Genomic DNA, 17,483 nt, shown 5'->3' with positions numbered 1-17,483 from the left:
GCACAGCCTATCTAGGTCCGACAGGATGCGACGACCAGCCGACAGCGGACAAATTGCCGTGTGAAGTGCGCCTGCAAGTGTGACTTCGGCGTCGGCCGCATCCTCACCGCGGCCGGCGCACCGCCCTCACCACCCCGGCGGATGTGCTGCCGCAATAGAGGCGGTCGCCGCCATCGGATTCCAGTCCCGACACGCCCATGCCGGCCGGCATGTCGAGCTTCTCCAGAACCTTGCCTGATCGCGGGTCGACGCGGCGCAGGTCGCTCTGGTCGCCTTCCCAGGTGGCGTGCCACAGCTCGCCCTCGACCCATGTCACCCCGGTGACGAAACGGTTGGATTCGATGGTGCGCAGGATCGCCCCTGTCTCCGGGTCGATCTGGTGGATCTTGCGTTCGCGATATTGCCCCACCCAGAGCGTCCCTTCGGCCCAGGTCAGCCCGGAATCGCCGCCGCCGCCCGGTGCCGGAATGGTCGCCAGCACCTGGCCGGTATCAGGGTCGATCTTCTGTATCAGGTCGTCGGCAAGCTGGAAGAAGTGCTGGCCGTCCCAGGCGGTGCCGGCATGCGCCGCGACGTCGATCGAGCGCAGCGCTTGGCCGTTTTCCGGGTCGAAGGCGTTCAGCTTCTCGCCCGAGGCGAACCAGACATTGTTGCCGTCAAAACTCACCCCATGCACCCTCTCCACATCTGGAAAGGGTCCGTATTCGCGCAGAATTTCGGCCGCTGACTGTTTCATGTCCTTGTCCTCACTGAGATGGTCTGATGTCCCTTACTAACCACTCGGCAGCGGCGCCGGGAGTAACAAGGTGGTCGTGAATCCCGCCACCGGCGGCGTCATCCAGCGGCGCGCCCGGCCGTGACCGAAAAACTGCACCTTGCCGGCCTCGCCAAGCTGCTCGAGCGCCCGTTGCACACTGCGTTGGCCGGTGCCAAGCGCCAGCGCCAACGCCGAACTCGCCCAGGATTCACCATCGGCAAGGAAAGCCAGCACCGCCGCGTGCCGCTCCTCGATCGGCCGCGCCAGCACCAGCACCTCGCGTGCCTGGCGCGGCGCCAGCGCGAAGCCCTGGCTGGTCGCGCCGATGTCGGCCAGGCCGCGCAATTCGGTGCGCAGCCGGCCGATCTCGACCCGCAGCCGTGCCCGGTGCGATTCATCGGCGTGCCTGCCGCCGAAGGCTTCAGCGATCAGCCTCGCCCTCGACACATCGCCTGGCCACGCTTCGGCGAGCGTACGGGCCAGCGCAAACAGCACCGGGCGCGTTGCCAGCGAGACCCTTTTCTCCTGTTGGCGCACGACATAGCGAAAGCTATCGACCAGCAATGCCGGCGACGCCTGCAACGCCTCGACGTCCTCAAGCAGCAACGAGCGCTGCTCGCCAGCCGCGATCAGCCGCGCCGCCGGTGTGTCCAGCGCCAGGAATGCGCGATCGACTTCAGCGATGAGCCCCGCAATGCCGGCCTGGCGGGCGGCGTGGCGTGCCCACTCCAACGCCCTGCGCGCCCGCTTCGTCTTGAGGCGCCGCATCGCGATGCCGGCGACGGCCAGCTCGTGGGCGGCGCGCGAGGCCGGCGGAAGCGGCATCGGATCGAGCCCGCGCAGCACGTCTTCGGCCTCGTCGAGACGGCCGATCAATAGCAGGCGGCGCACCTTGAGGTGGCCGGCATGCGCTGCGTTCAGCCGGTCGCCATGCTTTTCCAGCATCGCCCGCGCCGCATCCAAAGCCTTGGCCGGCCAGCCGAGATCGCGTGAGACCAGCGCGATCTCGGCCTCGGCAACGACGCATCTCGCACGCGCTACCGCTTCTTTCGGGCCGAAGCCACGCGCGGCACGCCGCAGCAGCGCCTTGGCGCGATCAAGATCGCCAAGTTGCGCCATGGCGATGCCGCGCAGCGCCAGCGCCGGCGGATCCTCGCGCAGTGCGACGCGATCCAGCGCGCCGAGCGGATCGCCTCCGGCCAGCGCCAGCGCCGCGGCGGTGATCAGCGAATCCATTCAAATCCCGTCACACTTGTAACTCCCACCCTTGTGCGTCGCCGCCCTAACTTAAATCCGTACCATGAACCGGCAAGCCGCATCGGCCAACTCTATCGGCAACGTGCGGCACGCCAAGGGAGAACCGACAATGCCAACCGACACTCCTCTCCATGACGCGGCCGAAGGCACCGTGAGGATGCGCCACCCCTGCTGCGACGGGCCGGCTCCTGCAAATCCCGTCACACTTGTAACTCCCACCCCCGCGCTTCACCGCCCTATTCTGGCTGACAGCAAGCGACAACAGACTGGCAAAGGAGACGACCAATGACCAAGCACATCGCAATGAAGACCCCGCCGATCGTTTCGAGGCAGGACTGGGAAGCCGCCCGCGAACAGATGCTGGTGAAGGAAAAGGCAACGCTGCGGGCCAAGGACGCATTGGCCGCCGAGCGCCGGCGCATGCCGTGGATGGAAGTCGACAAGGCCTATGTGTTCGAGGGGCCGAACGGCAGAGCGAGCCTGCTCGATCTGTTCGAAGGCCGCCGCCAGCTGATCGTCTACCGCGCCTTTTTCGAGCCCGGCGTGCATGGCTGGCCCGATCACGCCTGCCGCGGCTGTTCGCTGGGCGCCGACCAGGTCGGCCACCTCGCCCATCTCAACGCCCGCAACACCACGCTTGCCTACGCTTCACGTGCCCCGCAAGCCGACATTGCGCGGCTGAAGCAGCGGATGGGCTGGCAGATGCCCTGGTACACAATCACTGACAGTTTCGACAAGGACTTCGGCGTCGACGAATGGCACGGCCACAACGTCTTCATCCGTGACGGCGACCGCATCTTCCGCACCTATCTCATCAACAGCCGCGGCGACGAGGCGATGGGCACCGTCTGGAGCTATCTCGACGCGACGCCGCTCGGCCGCCAGGAAATCTGGGAAGACTCGCCCGAAGGCTATCCGCAGACCCCGCTCTATTCCTGGTGGAACTGGCACGACAATTACGACGCCGGGGCCGACAAGAAATGGGAAGAAGTGTCTGCTGCCGGCGAGGCTGCATTCCGCGACAAGGGCGAGCAGTAACGGTTGTTCAGTCTGGGTTCCTCTCCCCACTCCGTGGAGAGAGGAACCTGTCGTGGCTGGCATGATCATCAAGGATCAAGGCGATGAGCGATATCCATACCGGTGCCGGCAGCACGATCCCGGAAGCCGCCACCCTCGGGCTGGCCGACTGGCTTTGCCTTGCCGCGGCACCGACTTTCGCCGTGATGGCGCTGCTCACCTGCATCTTCAGCGGCGATGCGGCCATGCAGTGCATGGGCATCGACGCCTCGCCCCTCACGGGCATGGCCGCGATGTATCTGCTGATGAGCGCCTTTCATCTGGCGCCCTGGCTGCGGGTGATCTCAGGCCGGCAGGCCCGCTAGGCGCAGCGCGCCATTGCAATTCCAGACACCCCACACATCGGAGAAGACAATGAGACTGGTCAGGCTGAGAGCGCCGGGCGGCTTGGGCAATCTCGACCTGGTCGAGGAAAATTCGCCCCAGCCAGGGCCGGGCGAGGTTCTGGTCAGGATCCGGGCCTGCGCGTTGAACATGCGCGACGACTTTGCCGTGCAAGGCAAGATGCCTCTCGCCGACGGCCGCGTTCCGCTCTCCGACGGCGCCGGCGAAGTGATTGCCCTCGGCGACGGTGTCGATGCACTCAAGCCCGGAGACAGTGTCGTCAGCGTCTTCTATCCCTGGTGGCTGGGCAGTGACATGACGCCCTGCACCCGGCGCGATATTCCGGGAGACAGTTTCGACGGCTTCGCCAGCGAGTATGTCTGCATGCCGGCGCACGCTTTCACCAAGGCACCGGCAGGCTATACGCATGTCGAGGCGGCGTCGCTCACCTGCACGGGCGTTACGGCCTGGCGCGGCCTGGTTGTGTGCGGCAAGGTGAAGCCGGGCGACGCGGTGCTGGTCCTCGGTTCGGGCAGCGTATCGCTGTTCGCGCTACAATTCGCCAAAGCCGCCGGCGCCCGGGTCATCGCCACCTCATCCGACGAGCAGAAGCTGGAAAGGCTCACGCGCCTCGGAGCCGACGCCGTCATCAACTACAAGTCCGTCCCGGACTGGGGTCGCAAGGCCAGGGATCTGACGGGCGGACGCGGTGTCGATCACGTGATCGAGGTCGGCGGACCCGCCACGCTGGCGCAGTCCATTGCGGCCTGCAGAACGGGCGGTCACATCGCCCTGGTCGGCGTCCTGACCGGTTTTGCGGCGGAAGTGTCTATCCCTGCCCTGTTTTCCAACCAGATCCGCATCAGCGGCATTTCCATCGGCAGCCGGGCCGACCAGGAGGATATGATCCGGGCGATAGAGACTATCAGGCTGAAGCCCGTCATAGACCGCCATTTTCCGCTGCAGGACATCGCCACCGCCTTCGCGCATTACGAAACGCAAAAGCATTTCGGCAAGGTCTGCCTCGACGTTTGAGCGGCCTCCGCCAGCAGCACGATGAAGGGGACCTTCGGGTCCGCGCCTTCGTCTTGATCCTGCCTAGGTCGCGATGTCGTTGACCGGCAGCAGGGGCTTGGGAAGATCGGCCTCGCCGAGCCCGCTGCGCAACTCGATCTCGATGTCGCGGCATATCTGCGAGATCGGGACGTCGTTGGCGTTGCCCTCGAACGGGTTGGCGCTGCTTTCGCCGACCTGGTCGAGGGACACGTAGGCCCAGCCCAGCAGCGTGCTGAACGGGATCGTCAACCAGATCGCGATCGACCCGAGCGCCCCACCCAATTTGCCCATATCGGCAAAGACGGGAACGACCCCGAACGGCAACAGCGTGCAGAAGATCATCACGAACATCGAACTGACGATGGCGTATTGCCGAGGATAGGGATTGTTCTTGATGCGATCGCAGCGCGCCTGCTGGTCATGGAAGTCGCGGATCAGCTTGGTCAGTTCGCCATAGATCTGAGGAGGGAGCTTTGTGTCCTTGAACAGCGCATTGACCTGGGCAGATTGCCGTTCGAGCAGGGCGATCGCCGGCTGGGGCGATTTCAGGACGTCCTCGGCCTGTTCGGCGAGCAGCGGACGCAATTCGTCGGCGATCGAGCTCGCATCCTCATGGATGCGGTAGCGCCGCCGGTATTCGATATTGGCGGCCCGCGCCATGGATTCCCATGGCATTGGCCGGCGCAGGGAAAAACGCAACGCCGTCATCCAGGCGATGTGGCGATAGATGAGCTGTCTGGCCGTCGGCGCGTCGAGGAAATCCCTGCAGAAATTGGACCACAACCGGCTGCTGGCCGTAATTTGCGTAAAAGCCTGCAGCGCGTCGCTGCTGCGGGTGAACACCTGCGAATTCTTGAACCCGGCAACGAGTGACACGGTGGTACCAAGCACCAGCACCACCGACCATGGCACCGAAAACCCGGCGATGCCTGGAAGACGGTAGGCCGCCACGGCCAGTCCACTCACCACCACCATGTAGATGACGCTGCGCCGCGACCACAGCGCGAAATCCACTATTTTGTAGGAACGGCCTACATACATCGGGTCCCCTCAATTTATCGACAGGTGTGGTTTTGCACGGGCGGAATCTCGTCGCCTCATTGTGCCTTTGCAGCCCCGAACCGCAACCCGTCCATCAACAGCTTGACCAGCCGGCGGGAGCGGTCGCGCCATTCGGGGGTGTCGGGCGCTGAGTAGATGCCGCCCAGCGCGTGCAGCACGTCGGAAGCGTCGACGTCGCCGCGGATGGTGCCGTCGGCCACCGCCGCTTCGACCAGCTGTCGCAAGGCTTGCGACACCCGGCCGAACGTGTCGGAAAACAGCGTCGAATTGGTGGTGAGCACGATGCGCAGGCTGGTCGCCAGGCCGCGCTTGGTTGCGATGTAGTCGACGAAGCGCTGCATCCACTGTTCCAGCGCGACATCGGACGGATGTTTCTGGGCAAGCTCGCCGGCGGCCGCGCACAGCGCCTCCACCTCGCGGCGATAGACCACCTCGACCAGATGCTCGCGCGTCGGGAAATGCCGGTAGAGCGTGCCGATGCCGACGCCGGCGCGGCGCGCGATCTCCTCCAGCGAGCCATCGATGCCGCGCTCGGCAAAGACCGACACCGCCACCTCGACCAGCCGGTCGCGGTTGCGCCGCGCATCGGCGCGCAACGGCTTTGCGTCTACAGCCTCGGCCTTCTGTTCAGCAATGGCGGACGGCTCGCTGGCCAATTTTTTCTCCACATCGTGTCAGGGGGCTTGAACCCGGCCGGTTCAGCCACCACGTATTAAACGGAGGCGCCTCCGTTTTAGTGGAGCACCTTTATCATATAATCAGGGGAACCGGTATGTCACGTCTTTCGAACACGCAAGCCGACATCTCCCCTGCCCGCCTGTCTCGCGGGAGATCCGCTGCCATCTCCGCTTTCGCCGTCAAGACCTGACCGAACGGTTACCTTGCCCTTCCGCGGCAAGGCACCAGTTCAATCCCATCCGCGTCAAGCAACTGGAGCCAGACGCCCATGACCAGCCTTCCCATCACCCTCACCATCAACGGCCACCGACACGAACTGGAGGTCGATCCACGCGTAACCCTGCTCGACCTGCTGCGCGAGCGGCTCGATCTCACCGGCACCAAGAAGGGGTGCGACCGCGGCCAGTGCGGCGCCTGCACGGTGCTGGTCGACGGCAAGCGCATCAACTCATGCCTGGCGCTGGCGGTCAGTCATGACGGCGCCCAAGTCTTGACCATCGAAGGCGTCGCCCACGGCGAGGAACTGCATCCGGTGCAGGCCGCCTTCATCGCCCATGACGGCTTCCAGTGCGGGTTCTGCACACCCGGCCAGATCATGAGCACGCTCGGCCTGATCGCCGAGGCACAGGCCGGCGACGATCCCGAACGCATCCGTGAGGGGCTGAGCGGTAACATATGCCGATGCGCGGCCTATGGCGGCATCGTCGAGGCGGTCCTGGAAGCCCAGCAACAGCTTGTCAAAGCCGACCGGAGGACCGCGGCATGAGAGATTTCGATTACATCAGGCCAGCCACCATCCCCGACGCCATCGCCGCGGCAGCCGAGCCGGGTTCGGCCTATCTCGCCGGCGGCACCAATCTGCTCGACCTGATGAAAGGCGGCATCACCAGTCCCGAGCGTATCGTCGACATTTCCCGGCTGCCGGAGCTCAACCGCATCGAACGGCTGGACGATGGTGGCCTGCGCATCGGCGCGCTGGTCCGTAATGCCGACCTTGCCTACGATCCGGCGTTCGCGAAATCCTATCCGGCGGTGGCCGAGGCGCTGCTGTCGGGTGCTTCGGCGCAGCTTCGCAACGCCGCCACCGTCGGCGGCAATCTGTTGCAGCGCACGCGCTGCAGCTATTTCTACGACACCGCCAGCGCCTGCAACAGGCGCGAGCCAGGCGCCGGCTGCGATGCGCTGGGCGGCGAGAACCGCCTGCACGCCGTGCTAGGCTGGAGCGACGCCTGCATCGCCACCCACCCGTCGGACTTCTGCGTGCCGCTGGTGGCGCTCGACGCCGTGGTCGAGATCGAGGGCAAGAAGGGCCGGCGTCATGTGACACTGGAGGAATTCCACCGGCTTCCCGGCGAAACGCCGCAGCGGGAGAATGCGCTGGAGCCCGGCGACCTGATCGTGGCGGTGCGCCTGCCGGCGGAGGCGGCCTCCTTCTCCGCCAATGCCCGTTACCTGAAAGTCCGCGAACGCACCTCTTATGCTTTTGCCGTCGTATCGGCCGCGGCAGCGCTCGTCGTCGATGGCGGCAAGATCCGCGCCGCAAGGCTGGCACTGGGCGGCGTCGCGGCCAAGCCGTGGCGAGCCCGAACGGCGGAAGCCGTCCTGCTTGGCGCGGACGCCAGCGAGGCGACCTTCTCCAGCGCCGCGGACGCTGCCTTGGCCGATGCCAGCCCCTCCGGCGACAATGCCTTCAAGATCGAGCTTGCCCGCCGCATCGTGGTCAGGGCGCTGATATCTGCGCTTTCGGGAACGCCCGAGCGTCTGCCAGCCCTTCCTGCCTCCCCGTTCTCGAACATTCCCGGAGCGCGCCATGACGCTTGAACTCAGCCTCAACCAGCAACCCGCCCATGCCCGGCAGGGCTCCAGCATCGGCCAGCCGCTGACCCGCCGCGACGGCTTTCTGAAAGTCATCGGAGCCGCGCGCTATGCCGCCGACAACCACCCGCCCGGCATGCTCTACGCCGTGCTGGCGGTCAGCAGCATCGCGCGCGGCCGCGTTGCCGCTCTGGATATCGAGGCGGCAAAGGCGCACCAGGGCGTGGTCGAGGTGATGACGCCCAAGAACCGGCCGGCGCTCGCCGCTGACCCGGACGCCAAGGACCACCCCTTCATGTTCCGGCTCGACCTGCTGCAGAACGATCAGGTCCGCTACCCCAACCAGAGCATCGCCGTGGTAATCGCCGAGACGCTGGAGGCGGCAACCGAGGGGGCGGCTTTGCTGTCGCCGCGCTATGAAGTGCTGCCGGCGCGCGTTGGCCTGGACGGCGCTGAAAGCTTCGTGCCGCGTGGCGTCGGCGTCGGCGGTCCGGCCGTGCAGCACAAGGGCGATGTCGAGGCCGGCCTCAAATCGGCAAAGACACGGATCGAAGCCACCTACGAGACGCCGGCCCAGTACCACAACGCCATGGAGCCGCATGCGATCGTCGTCGCCTGGAATGGCGACACACTGTCGATCGACACGCCGAGCCAGGGCCTTGCCATGGCGCAGGGCCGCATCGCCGGCCTGTTCGGCATCGCACCGGAAAACGTCCACATCCGCAGCCCGTTCCTGGGTGGCGGCTTTGGCTCGAAAGGCATGATCTCCGGACCGCAGGTGCTCGGCATCCTGGCGGCGCGTCTCGTCGGCCGTCCGGTCAAGCTGGTGCTGCGGCGTGAGCAGATGTACGGCCCGGTCGGCCACCGTGCGCCGACGCGCCAGACGCTGCGCTTGGGCATGGATGGCGAAGGGCGGCTGACGGCACTCGACCATCACGCCAAGACTGCGTCGAGCACGTTCGACGATTTCTTCGAACCGGCGGCGGATGCCTCGCACACGCTCTACGCCAGCCCGGCCATCGCCACCTCGCACGATGCGGTGCGGTTGGACACCGGTACCCCGCTGTTCATGCGGGCGCCCGGCGAAGCGACCGGCTCGATCGCGCTGGAGAGCGCCATCGACGAGGCGGCTCACGCCTGTGGCATGGACCCGCTGGAGTTCCGGCTGCGGAACTATGCCGAGGTCGAGCCGATGACCGGCAAGCCGTTTTCCTCCAAGGCGCTGCGCGAATGCTACAGGCAAGCGGCCGAGACGTTCGGCTGGGCAAGCCGCCCGCTTCAGCCGCGGCTGATGCGCGACGCGGACGGTTTCCTGACCGGCTGGGGCATGGGCACGGCGACGTTTCCGGCCCTGATGTTCCACGCCGAGGCCCGCGCCGTGCTGAGAAGCGATGGCAGCGGCCTGATGGAGACCGGCGCGCAGGACATGGGGCAAGGCGCCTGGACCGCCTTCGCCCAGATCGCCGCCGACGGACTGGGACTGGATATCGACCAGGTCGATTTCAGGGCCGGCAGTTCCGATCTGCCCAATGCAGGCATTGCCGGCGGCTCCGGCCACACGGCGACGGCCGGCATGGCGATCCACAATGCGGGTGCCGCCGTCATCGCCAGGCTCGCCGATCTCGCCACCGGTGACGAGCACTCACCGCTCTACGGCGCCGGCAATGAAGGCGTGCTGGCGCGCGGTGGCCGCCTCTATCGGCGCGACGATGAAAGCCGCGGTGAAAGCTATGCCGAGATCCTCACACGTGCAGGCCTGACCGAGATCGAGGGCCATGGCAAAGGTGCCCCCGACCCGGCGTCCCAGGAGACCTATGCCAAGCACGCGCATGGCGCCGTGTTCGCCGAGGTGAAGGTCGATCCGGATTTCGGCCAAATCCGCGTCACAAGGCTGGTCGGCGCGTTCGCCGCCGGGCGGGTCATCAATCCCAGGCTGGTGCGCAGCCAGTATTATGGCGGCATGATCTGGGGCGTCTCGTTCGCGCTGCATGAGGAAGCCATCACCGACCGGCGCTCGGGCCGGATCCAGAATGCCAACCTCGCCGAATATCATGTCCCGGTGAATGCCGACGTTCCGTCGGTCGAGGCGCTGCTGGTCCACGAGGACGACCCTCACGTCAACGCGCTTGGCATCAAGGGTGTCGGCGAAATCGGCATCACCGGCACGGCCGGCGCCGTCGCCAATGCGGTCTGGCATGCGACCGGGGTGCGACCCCGGCGCTTTCCGATCCGCATCGAGGACCTGCTGGGGTGAGGAGTGGTCCGCCTAGCGGACGGGAAGCCAATTGCTTGGCTTTCCCGTCCGTCGAACGGTGAAGGCCCGGTCCGCCTTCGGGCGGATCAAAAGGTCCAGTGGACCTTTTTAAAGGGCCGAACGCCCGAACGGTCCGGAGCGACAGCGAAGGGCCGGACAGCGGGCGCTAGCTCCTCGCCGGCCCAACATCAGATCAACGACTTCGCGTCAAGCAACTGGAGCCAGATGCCCATGACGAAAACAACGATCCCGGTCCATCTCGACATCAACGGCGACCTTCACGGGCTCGACATCGAGCCGCGTGTGACGCTGCTCGACGCCTTGCGCGACCGGCTCGGCCTGACCGGCACCAAGAAGGGCTGCGACCACGGCCAGTGTGGCGCCTGCACCGTGCATATCGACGGCGAGCGCGTGCTGGCCTGCCTGACGCTGGCCGCCCAAGCCGAAGGCCGCACCGTCACCACCATAGAGGGGCTTGCACGGGAGGGCGAAATGCATCCCGTGCAGGCTGCCTTCCTCGAACAGGACGCCTTCCAGTGCGGCTATTGCACGCCGGGCCAGATCATGTCGGCGGTCGCCTGCATCCGTGAGGGCCATGCCGGCTCCGACGGCGAGATCCGCGAATACATGGCCGGCAATCTCTGCCGCTGCGGCGCCTATCCGCACATCGTCGCCGCCATTCGCCAAGCCGCCTTGGAGGTCGCATCATGAGGGATTTTTCGTATGTGCGCGCCAACTCGGTCGATGCGGCACGCCAAGCGGCCGCCCTGCCCGGCGCCATGCTCTTGGCCGGCGGCACCACGCTGGTCGATCTCGCCAAATGCGGCGTCGCCGAGCCCGAGACGCTGGTCGACATCGCTCATCTCAAGGGGTTGGACAGCATCGAGGTGAACGAACGCGGCGCCACCATCGGCGCGCTGTGCAGGATGAGCCATGTCGCCGACCATGCCGACATCAAGAGCCGCTTTCCTGCGGTGTCGGAAGCCCTGTGGCAGGCGGCTTCCGCGCAGATCCGCAACATGGCGACCATCGGCGGCAATCTGATGCAGCGCACGCGCTGCCCCTATTTCCGTGATCCCGGGAATTTCTCCGCTTGCAACAAGCGGGAGCCCGGCAGCGGCTGTTCGGCCATAGGCGGCGTCACCAGGGGCCACGCCGTGCTCGGCGCCAGCGACGCCTGCATCGCCATGTATCCAGGCGACCTCGCCGTGGCGCTGGTCGCCTTCGACGCAACAGTTCATCTCGGCGAGCGCCAGATCCCGGTCGACGACTTTTTCCTGTTGCCCGGCACCACGCCGGATAAGGAACACGCGATCGAACCGGGCGAGATGATCACCGCCATTGAAATCCCCGGCTCGGCCGCCCGGCGTTCGACCTACCTGAAGATCCGCGACCGGCAATCCTATGAGTTTGCCGCCGCCAGTGCCGCTGTCGGCATAGAGTTCGAACCCGACGGCCGAACGATCCGCGATCTGCGCGTGGCGCTTGGCGGCGTCGCGACCAAGCCGTGGCGTGCGCGGGCCGTCGAGGCGGCCTTGATAGGCGAGGTGCTGGAGCCGGACGCAGTCCGCGCCGCCAGCCTGCTCGCCGTCGAAGGCGCTGTCGACCATGGCGCCAACCACTACAAGGTCGAACTGGCGCCGCGCGTCGTCGCCCGCGCCATCCTCAAATTGGGAGAGACGGCATGACCGTTCACAACATCAGGCATGGGGATGCGTCCGACGGCGCTTTTGCCGAAGCCGTCGGCGGCCGGCTGTCGCGCGTCGACGGCCCGGCCAAAATCACCGGCGCGGCGAATTACGCCATCGAGCAGCAGCTCGAAGGCCTCGCTTACGCCGTGCTGGTCGGGAGCACGATTGCATCCGGCAAGGTGCGCGCGATCGACACCAAGGCAGCCGAGGCCGCTCCCGGCGTGCTGCAGGTGCTGACGCCGGACACCATCATCAGCCTGAAGACCGCGGCGGACTGGTTCGGCACACCGCCGCCCGACAAGCCCTATTGCCCGCTCGCGCGCGACATCACGTTCTCGGGTCAACATGTCGCTGCCGTGGCCGCCGAGACCTTCGAACAGGCGGTGGCGGCGGCGGCCCTGGTAAAGGTCAGCTATGACGAGACGCCTTCCATCGTCGACCTCAGCGACGGCAAGGCTGGCGACGGCATCCCGATCGACGCCATGACCAAGGAATGGGGCGATGCGCAAGGTGCGTTCGCCTCGGCACCGGTCCGCATCTGCGCCGCCTACAACACGCCGCGCGAGTACCAGGCGCCGATGGAGCCGCATGGCCTGATCGCCCGCTGGGAGGGCGACAAGCTCACCGTGTGGGAGCCAAGCCAGTGGCTGGATGGCATGGCGCGCACCTATGCCGAATGGTTCGACGTGCCGTTCGAGAACGTGCGGCTGGTCTCGCCCTATATTGGCGGCGGCTTCGGCTCCAAGGCACTGGCGCTCAGCCATGGCGCGGTGGCCGCATGTGCGGCCAGAATGCTCGGCCGGCCGGTGCGGCTGGTGATGACGCGGCCCCAGACCTTCACCGGTTACGGTGGTCGCGCCGCGACGCGGCAGACGGTGACGATCGGCGCCGACGCTGACGGAAAGATCCAGTCGATCGTGCATCGCGGCGTCAATGAGACCTCCATCGACGGCATGTGGGTCGAGCCGCTGGGATCGGTCACCTCGATCATGTATGCGACGCCGAATTTCTCCTCGAAGCAGAATGTCGTGCGGGTCAATTCGGTGGTGCCGGGCGCCATGCGCGCACCGGGCGAAAACCCCTCGGCCTTCGGCATCGAAAGCGCCATCGACGAGCTCGCCTACGAGGTCGGCATCGATCCGCTGGAAATCCGGCTCCGGAACTATGCCGAGCAGGATCCGCATGCCAAAAAGGCTTGGTCTACCCGGCAGTTGCGCGAGGCTTTTGCCGCAGGTGCGGAGCGTTTCGGCTGGGCCAGGCGCTCGCCCGAACCGCGCTCGATGCGCGACGGCACCCAGTTGATCGGCTGGGGCGTCGCGGCCGGCACCTATCCGGTTCGGCGCGCCTATGGCGAGGCGATCGTGCGTATCCTGGCCGACGGCTCGGTCGAGGTCGAAAGCTCGTCGATCGACATGGGCCAGGGCACCTACACCATTCTGGCGCAGACCGCCGCCGAAACGGTCGGCGTGCGAGCTGACGACGTGGTGGTGAAGCTCGGAGACTCCCGCTTTCCGCGTGCCGGCGTCACCGGCGGCTCGCGGCTGGCCGGCGTCATGACCGGCGCCGTCTACAAGGCCGCGAGCTCAGCGCTCGACCAGCTGGTGGGCCTTGCCATCGGCGATCCGCGCTCGCCCTTCTACGCGTTGCAGGCCAACACACTGGTCGTCGCCAATGGCCGTATCACTTCGCCGCGTGGCGACGGCCCCGATGTCTCGATCGCCGAACTGCTCAAAAGCGTCGGCCGCGACCACATCGAAGCCACCGGCGACACCATGCCGGAAAACTCGACGTCAGAGGAGCGCTACAAGAACTACACCACCATCGCCATGGCGCTGCCGCACACCGAGGGCGACTATTCCCGCCACTCCTGGTGCGCGCATTTCATCGAGGTGCGCGTCGACGAGGATTTCGGCACGGTGCGTGTATCGCGTGTGGTGTCGGCGCTGGATTCGGGGCGGCTCTACAACCCGAAACTTGCCGAAAGCCAATGGAAGGGCGGCATCATCATGGGCATCGGCCAGGCGCTATTGGAAGAAGGCATCGTCGACCGCCGCCACGGCCGCATCGTCAATGACAACCTCGCCGATTACCTCGTGCCGACCAACGCCGACATCCCGGACTTCGAAGTGATCTCGGTCGGCATCCCCGACCTGCATTCCTCGGTGCTCGGCGGCAAGGGCGTTGGTGAGCTGGCCATTGTCGGCGTGGCGCCGGCGATTGCCAACGCGGTGTTCCATGCGACGGGAAAGAGGGTGCGGGATTTGCCGATCACGCTGGAGAAGCTGATCTGAAGAGCGGCTGATCTCCCACTCGAGGGGAGATGTCGCCAAAGGCAACAGAGGGGGTCGTCGCGTATAGAGCGCCGACCCCCGTCTGCGGCAGCAGGCCGAGCCCCGCCGGCCCCCTGGCCTGCCGGCCATCTCCCGAGGGAGACCTGTAGCACCAGCAATCAGAACTTGTAGCTTAGCCCGACCCGGATATCCTGCGTCTGGAGGTCGACATGGGTTTCCGTAGGCAGACCGGCTGCCACCGAGAGATCCTGGCTGCCGAAGTCGGAGTAACGATATTCGGCTCGAGCGATCCACTTGTCGGTGAAGGCGTGCTCGATGCCGGCGCCAACGGTCCAGCCGACATGGCTGTCGCTGTGGAGCGTTACTTCGGCGGCAGGGCCACCGGCGCTGACCGCAATTAGTTCATACTTGGCCGCGGCGACACCGGCAGTGATGTAGGGCAAGGTCCGATCGAAAGCATAGCCGGCGCGCAGCCGCGCCGACCCCGACCATTTGAGTTCGCTCTTGAGCAACGTGGTGACACCGCCGCCGCCGGCGTCGAGGGCCGTCAGCCCATCTATATTGCTGTACATGATGTCGGCCTCGGCGCCGATCACGAAGCTGTTCTCCATCTGGTAATTGGCGCCGATATGGACACCGCCGATAAATCCGTTCGGATCGGTGGAGACATTGAGATCGGTGGCCCCGCCCAGTCCGCCGCCGGCGATGAACAGATTGGATTTTCCGGCCGCGTAGCCGATGTCGACGCCGGCATAGAGTCCGGACCAGTCGTAGCCGGATGCAACAGGCGAAACCTCATTGATATCAGCCGCACACGCCACACCGAGCGGCGCGAGAATGAAGGCCGTTGCGAGAAGAAGAGTTTTCATTGTTGTCTGCTGCCCCATGTTGCTTCCCCACCGCACAAATGAGCTGCGGAGATCCAGCTGTTGTCGAGAAATCCGGTGTTGCATTGTCCGCCCGCCGCGTCTTGGGCTGGGCCGCACCCGAATTGTCGGGGAAAGCATAGCAGCGCTTTCCCGGCTGGTGTGGCCATTCGGCCTCAGTCGATTGGCGTGTCGTGTATCCGGCGGGGTTAGCGGCGACGAAACTACCTGGCACTGCCCGGTGTCGAGCCGAATCGGCGGCGGAAGCAGCGGTTGAAATAGGAGACGTCGGAGAAGCCGCTGAGCAGCGCGATCTCGCTGATCCGCATGCGGTCATTGTGCCTGTCGCGGAGCATGCGATGCGCCCTTTGCAAGCGCAGTTCGAGAATGCGCTCGGCAAAGCTCACCCCGGTTTTCCTGCAGCAGGTCATGGACATAGCGAACGGAGAGCCGCAATTGCCCGGCAACGCCCTGCGCCGAAATGGCGGGATCGGCGAAATTATCCCGCATCTTCTGCAGTATGGCCTGCAGCCTTGCCGCGCGCAGGCCGCGCAGGCCCGCCAGTTCGGCCGCTTCGCCCTTGGCGCCGGTCGCAAGGCCGATCAGGTCGACGATCGTTTCGGTGGCGTGGCCGATGAGGTCGGGCGAGACCAGCGCCGGGCCTGCTTCCAGGAAGCTGCAATAGCGCTTGAGCATGCCGAGCGCCTCATTGTCGGCTCCAACGGTCAACGCCAGCCGATCCTCTATATGAGCGAAGGCATTTTCCAGCACGGCACGAGGGAGCACCACATTGGCCCAGACATTGCTGTCGCCGCCGGTCATCTGCAACGCTTCCGAAGCCGAGACCAGTGCGGCCTCGCCTTTGCCGACGTGATAATCGCGGCCAATCTGCGTGCCGCTGAGCACCGTATCGCCATTGTTCACCAGCAGCAGATAGCCGTCGCGACCATCGGCGGCGATATTGCCCGCCTTGCGGCTGGCATGACGGATCGTCCCGGCCATCTGCCCAAGCACCAGCGAGCCGACAGCGGTGGCTTCGATCGCGGCTTCGAACGACAGTCTCTCCGAAATCGTGTATTCGACCGACCATATCTCGGCGACATGGATGTCCTGCCAGAGCGCGAAGCGTGCGCGATGATCCAGATGCGGCGGCAGATCCGCCGATGAGAAGACGTTCTTTTGCAAGGGGCAACCGGCCTTTTCTACAATCGCGTCTTCATTTCGACACGCACCGTATGGGACCAGATCACGGTCTGTCCAGAGCCGGAAATACTTGTGCGCCAGGTGACAATTCCAGTGCCGTCCTGGACAAGGATTGGCTTAATTTCGTGGATTGGGCTGGTTGAATTTCGGATTACTCGAAAATGCCCAGTGCCGACGAATCGCGCCACCCTACTCCGGCGACGGCACCGGCGGCCGTGATGTCAGCGCCGTGCCGAAGGCGGCGACAACGACGGCTGCGATCCCGGCCAACTGTGTTGCGGTCAGGCTTTCATGCAGGAACAGGAAGCCGGCCAGCGCACCCAGCCCCGGCTCCAGGCAGGTCAGCGTGCCGTAGATGCGCGCCGGCATGCGGGTCAGCGCCACCATCTCCAGGAAGAACGGCAACGCGCTGGAAAACAGCCCGACCAGCAGCGCGCTGACCAGGATCGACGGCGACAGCAGCGCGGATCCCGCCTGCGCGATACCGAAGGGCAGCACGAGCACAGCGGCGATGGCCATGCCGTAGGCAGTGGTGCGGGTGCCAAGCTCCGCGCCGGCCTTCTGGGCAAGCACGATATAAAGCGCCCAGAAGCCACCGGCAGCCAGCGCCAGCATCACCCCTATCGGATCAAGCGGCGCGAGGGAATGAACGAAGGGCGACAACAGCAGGATGCCGGCCACTGCCAGCGCGATCCAGGCAAAGTCGCTGGCGCGCCGCGAGCTCAAGGTCGCCACCAGAAGCGGGCCGGTAAACTCCAGCGCCACCGCGATGCCGAGCGGAATCCTGGCGAGCGCTGCGTAGAACAGGAGGTTGAGCGCGCAAAGCGTCACCCCATAGGCGACCAGCCACGGCAGAGTGGCACGCGAGGGCCGCATCTGCCAGGGCCGCAGCACCGCGATCAGCATCAGCGCACCGATGACCAGCCGCAGCGTCGTCGTCCCTTGCGCGCCGATCTGCGGGAACAGGCCCTTGGCGAAGGTGGCGCCGATCTGGATCGACACCATGGCGCCCATCAGTGCCGCGACCGGCAAGGGCGCCGCTTCGCGACTGGCAATCGGCGTCGATGTCACGTGATCCCATCCTCCATGCCGCCGGGTCCAAACCCGACCGGCGGCATGGAGATAGGGCGAACCGGCCAACCTGTCGTGAGG

Annotated in this window: 17 protein-coding genes; 9 read left to right on the top strand and 8 right to left on the bottom strand. The window is 65.8% G+C overall.

The features are described 5' to 3' along the window. Positions 1–103 precede the first annotated feature (103 nt). Complete coding sequence (locus EJ079_RS19330; RefSeq protein ID WP_127267443.1) at positions 104–736, bottom strand: PQQ-binding-like beta-propeller repeat protein; 633 nt, start codon at positions 734–736, stop codon at positions 104–106. Between the two features lie 36 nt (positions 737–772). Next, on the bottom strand, positions 773–1,993 hold the full coding sequence (locus EJ079_RS19325) for a helix-turn-helix domain-containing protein (RefSeq protein WP_127809817.1): 1,221 nt from the start codon (positions 1,991–1,993) through the stop codon (positions 773–775). A gap of 306 nt (positions 1,994–2,299) precedes the next feature. Here EJ079_RS19325 and EJ079_RS19320 point away from each other — a divergent pair, with 306 nt between their 5' ends. The 3 genes from EJ079_RS19320 to EJ079_RS19310 all read left to right on the top strand — a co-directional run bounded on the left by EJ079_RS19320 (position 2,300) and on the right by EJ079_RS19310 (position 4,450). Next, a complete protein-coding gene (locus EJ079_RS19320; protein ID WP_013530710.1) occupies positions 2,300–3,052 on the top strand; it encodes a thioredoxin family protein in 753 nt (250 codons plus the stop codon). A gap of 83 nt (positions 3,053–3,135) precedes the next feature. Then, the gene (locus EJ079_RS19315) at positions 3,136–3,396 is read left to right on the top strand and encodes a hypothetical protein (RefSeq protein WP_127267446.1); all 261 of its coding nucleotides are present in this window, start codon (positions 3,136–3,138) and stop codon (positions 3,394–3,396) included. Between the two features lie 49 nt (positions 3,397–3,445). Continuing rightward, a complete protein-coding gene (locus EJ079_RS19310; RefSeq protein ID WP_127809816.1) occupies positions 3,446–4,450 on the top strand; it encodes an NAD(P)-dependent alcohol dehydrogenase in 1,005 nt (334 codons plus the stop codon). 63 nt (positions 4,451–4,513) lie between these two features. Here EJ079_RS19310 and EJ079_RS19305 read toward each other — a convergent pair whose 3' ends face one another. Continuing rightward, positions 4,514–5,512, bottom strand: a complete 999-nt coding sequence (locus EJ079_RS19305; RefSeq protein WP_127809815.1) for a bestrophin family ion channel — start codon at positions 5,510–5,512, stop codon at positions 4,514–4,516. A 56-nt stretch (positions 5,513–5,568) separates the two neighbouring features. Then, complete coding sequence (locus EJ079_RS19300; RefSeq protein ID WP_127327753.1) at positions 5,569–6,189, bottom strand: TetR/AcrR family transcriptional regulator; 621 nt, start codon at positions 6,187–6,189, stop codon at positions 5,569–5,571. A 290-nt stretch (positions 6,190–6,479) separates the two neighbouring features. Here EJ079_RS19300 and EJ079_RS19295 point away from each other — a divergent pair, with 290 nt between their 5' ends. The 6 genes from EJ079_RS19295 (at position 6,480) to EJ079_RS19270 (ending at position 14,262) form a co-directional block, all read left to right on the top strand. Beyond that, the gene (locus EJ079_RS19295; RefSeq protein ID WP_127322359.1) at positions 6,480–6,977 is read left to right on the top strand and encodes a (2Fe-2S)-binding protein; all 498 of its coding nucleotides are present in this window, start codon (positions 6,480–6,482) and stop codon (positions 6,975–6,977) included. Next, positions 6,974–8,032, top strand: a complete 1,059-nt coding sequence (locus tag EJ079_RS19290) for a xanthine dehydrogenase family protein subunit M (protein ID WP_127809814.1) — start codon at positions 6,974–6,976, stop codon at positions 8,030–8,032. The genes EJ079_RS19295 and EJ079_RS19290 overlap by 4 nt, the downstream gene beginning before the upstream one ends. Further along, positions 8,022–10,280 carry a xanthine dehydrogenase family protein molybdopterin-binding subunit gene (locus EJ079_RS19285; RefSeq protein WP_127809813.1) on the top strand — a complete coding sequence of 753 codons (2,259 nt, stop codon included), beginning with the start codon at positions 8,022–8,024 and terminating at the stop codon, positions 10,278–10,280. The genes EJ079_RS19290 and EJ079_RS19285 overlap by 11 nt, the downstream gene beginning before the upstream one ends. A gap of 231 nt (positions 10,281–10,511) precedes the next feature. Further along, entirely contained in the window at positions 10,512–10,991 is a 480-nt protein-coding gene (locus EJ079_RS19280) for a (2Fe-2S)-binding protein (protein WP_127327750.1), read from the top strand. Further along, on the top strand, positions 10,988–11,968 hold the full coding sequence (locus tag EJ079_RS19275) for a xanthine dehydrogenase family protein subunit M (protein ID WP_127809812.1): 981 nt from the start codon (positions 10,988–10,990) through the stop codon (positions 11,966–11,968). The genes EJ079_RS19280 and EJ079_RS19275 overlap by 4 nt, the downstream gene beginning before the upstream one ends. Then, entirely contained in the window at positions 11,965–14,262 is a 2,298-nt protein-coding gene (locus tag EJ079_RS19270; RefSeq protein WP_127809811.1) for a xanthine dehydrogenase family protein molybdopterin-binding subunit, read from the top strand. The genes EJ079_RS19275 and EJ079_RS19270 overlap by 4 nt, the downstream gene beginning before the upstream one ends. 158 nt (positions 14,263–14,420) lie before the next feature. Here the strand turns inward: EJ079_RS19270 and EJ079_RS19265 are convergent, their stop codons facing one another. From EJ079_RS19265 to EJ079_RS19255, 4 genes are all read right to left on the bottom strand, one after another. Further along, positions 14,421–15,131, bottom strand: coding sequence for an outer membrane protein (locus EJ079_RS19265; RefSeq protein WP_164762590.1), 711 nt, complete (start codon positions 15,129–15,131; stop codon positions 14,421–14,423). Positions 15,132–15,352: 221 nt separating this feature from the next. Beyond that, entirely contained in the window at positions 15,353–15,559 is a 207-nt protein-coding gene (locus EJ079_RS33945) for a helix-turn-helix transcriptional regulator (RefSeq protein WP_245481701.1), read from the bottom strand. Then, positions 15,462–16,313 carry an AraC family transcriptional regulator gene (locus EJ079_RS19260; RefSeq protein ID WP_245481700.1) on the bottom strand — a complete coding sequence of 284 codons (852 nt, stop codon included), beginning with the start codon at positions 16,311–16,313 and terminating at the stop codon, positions 15,462–15,464. Before EJ079_RS19260 ends, EJ079_RS33945 begins: the two co-directional genes overlap by 98 nt. 207 nt (positions 16,314–16,520) lie before the next feature. Next, positions 16,521–17,402 carry a DMT family transporter gene (locus EJ079_RS19255; RefSeq protein WP_127809810.1) on the bottom strand — a complete coding sequence of 294 codons (882 nt, stop codon included), beginning with the start codon at positions 17,400–17,402 and terminating at the stop codon, positions 16,521–16,523. Positions 17,403–17,483: the final 81 nt, after the last annotated feature.

This window comes from Mesorhizobium sp. M7A.F.Ce.TU.012.03.2.1 (genome assembly GCF_004006095.1).
GTDB lineage: Bacteria > Pseudomonadota > Alphaproteobacteria > Rhizobiales > Rhizobiaceae > Mesorhizobium.
The sequence above is the reverse complement of the archived record's forward strand: the minus strand, read 5'-3'. Positions and strand labels throughout refer to the sequence as shown.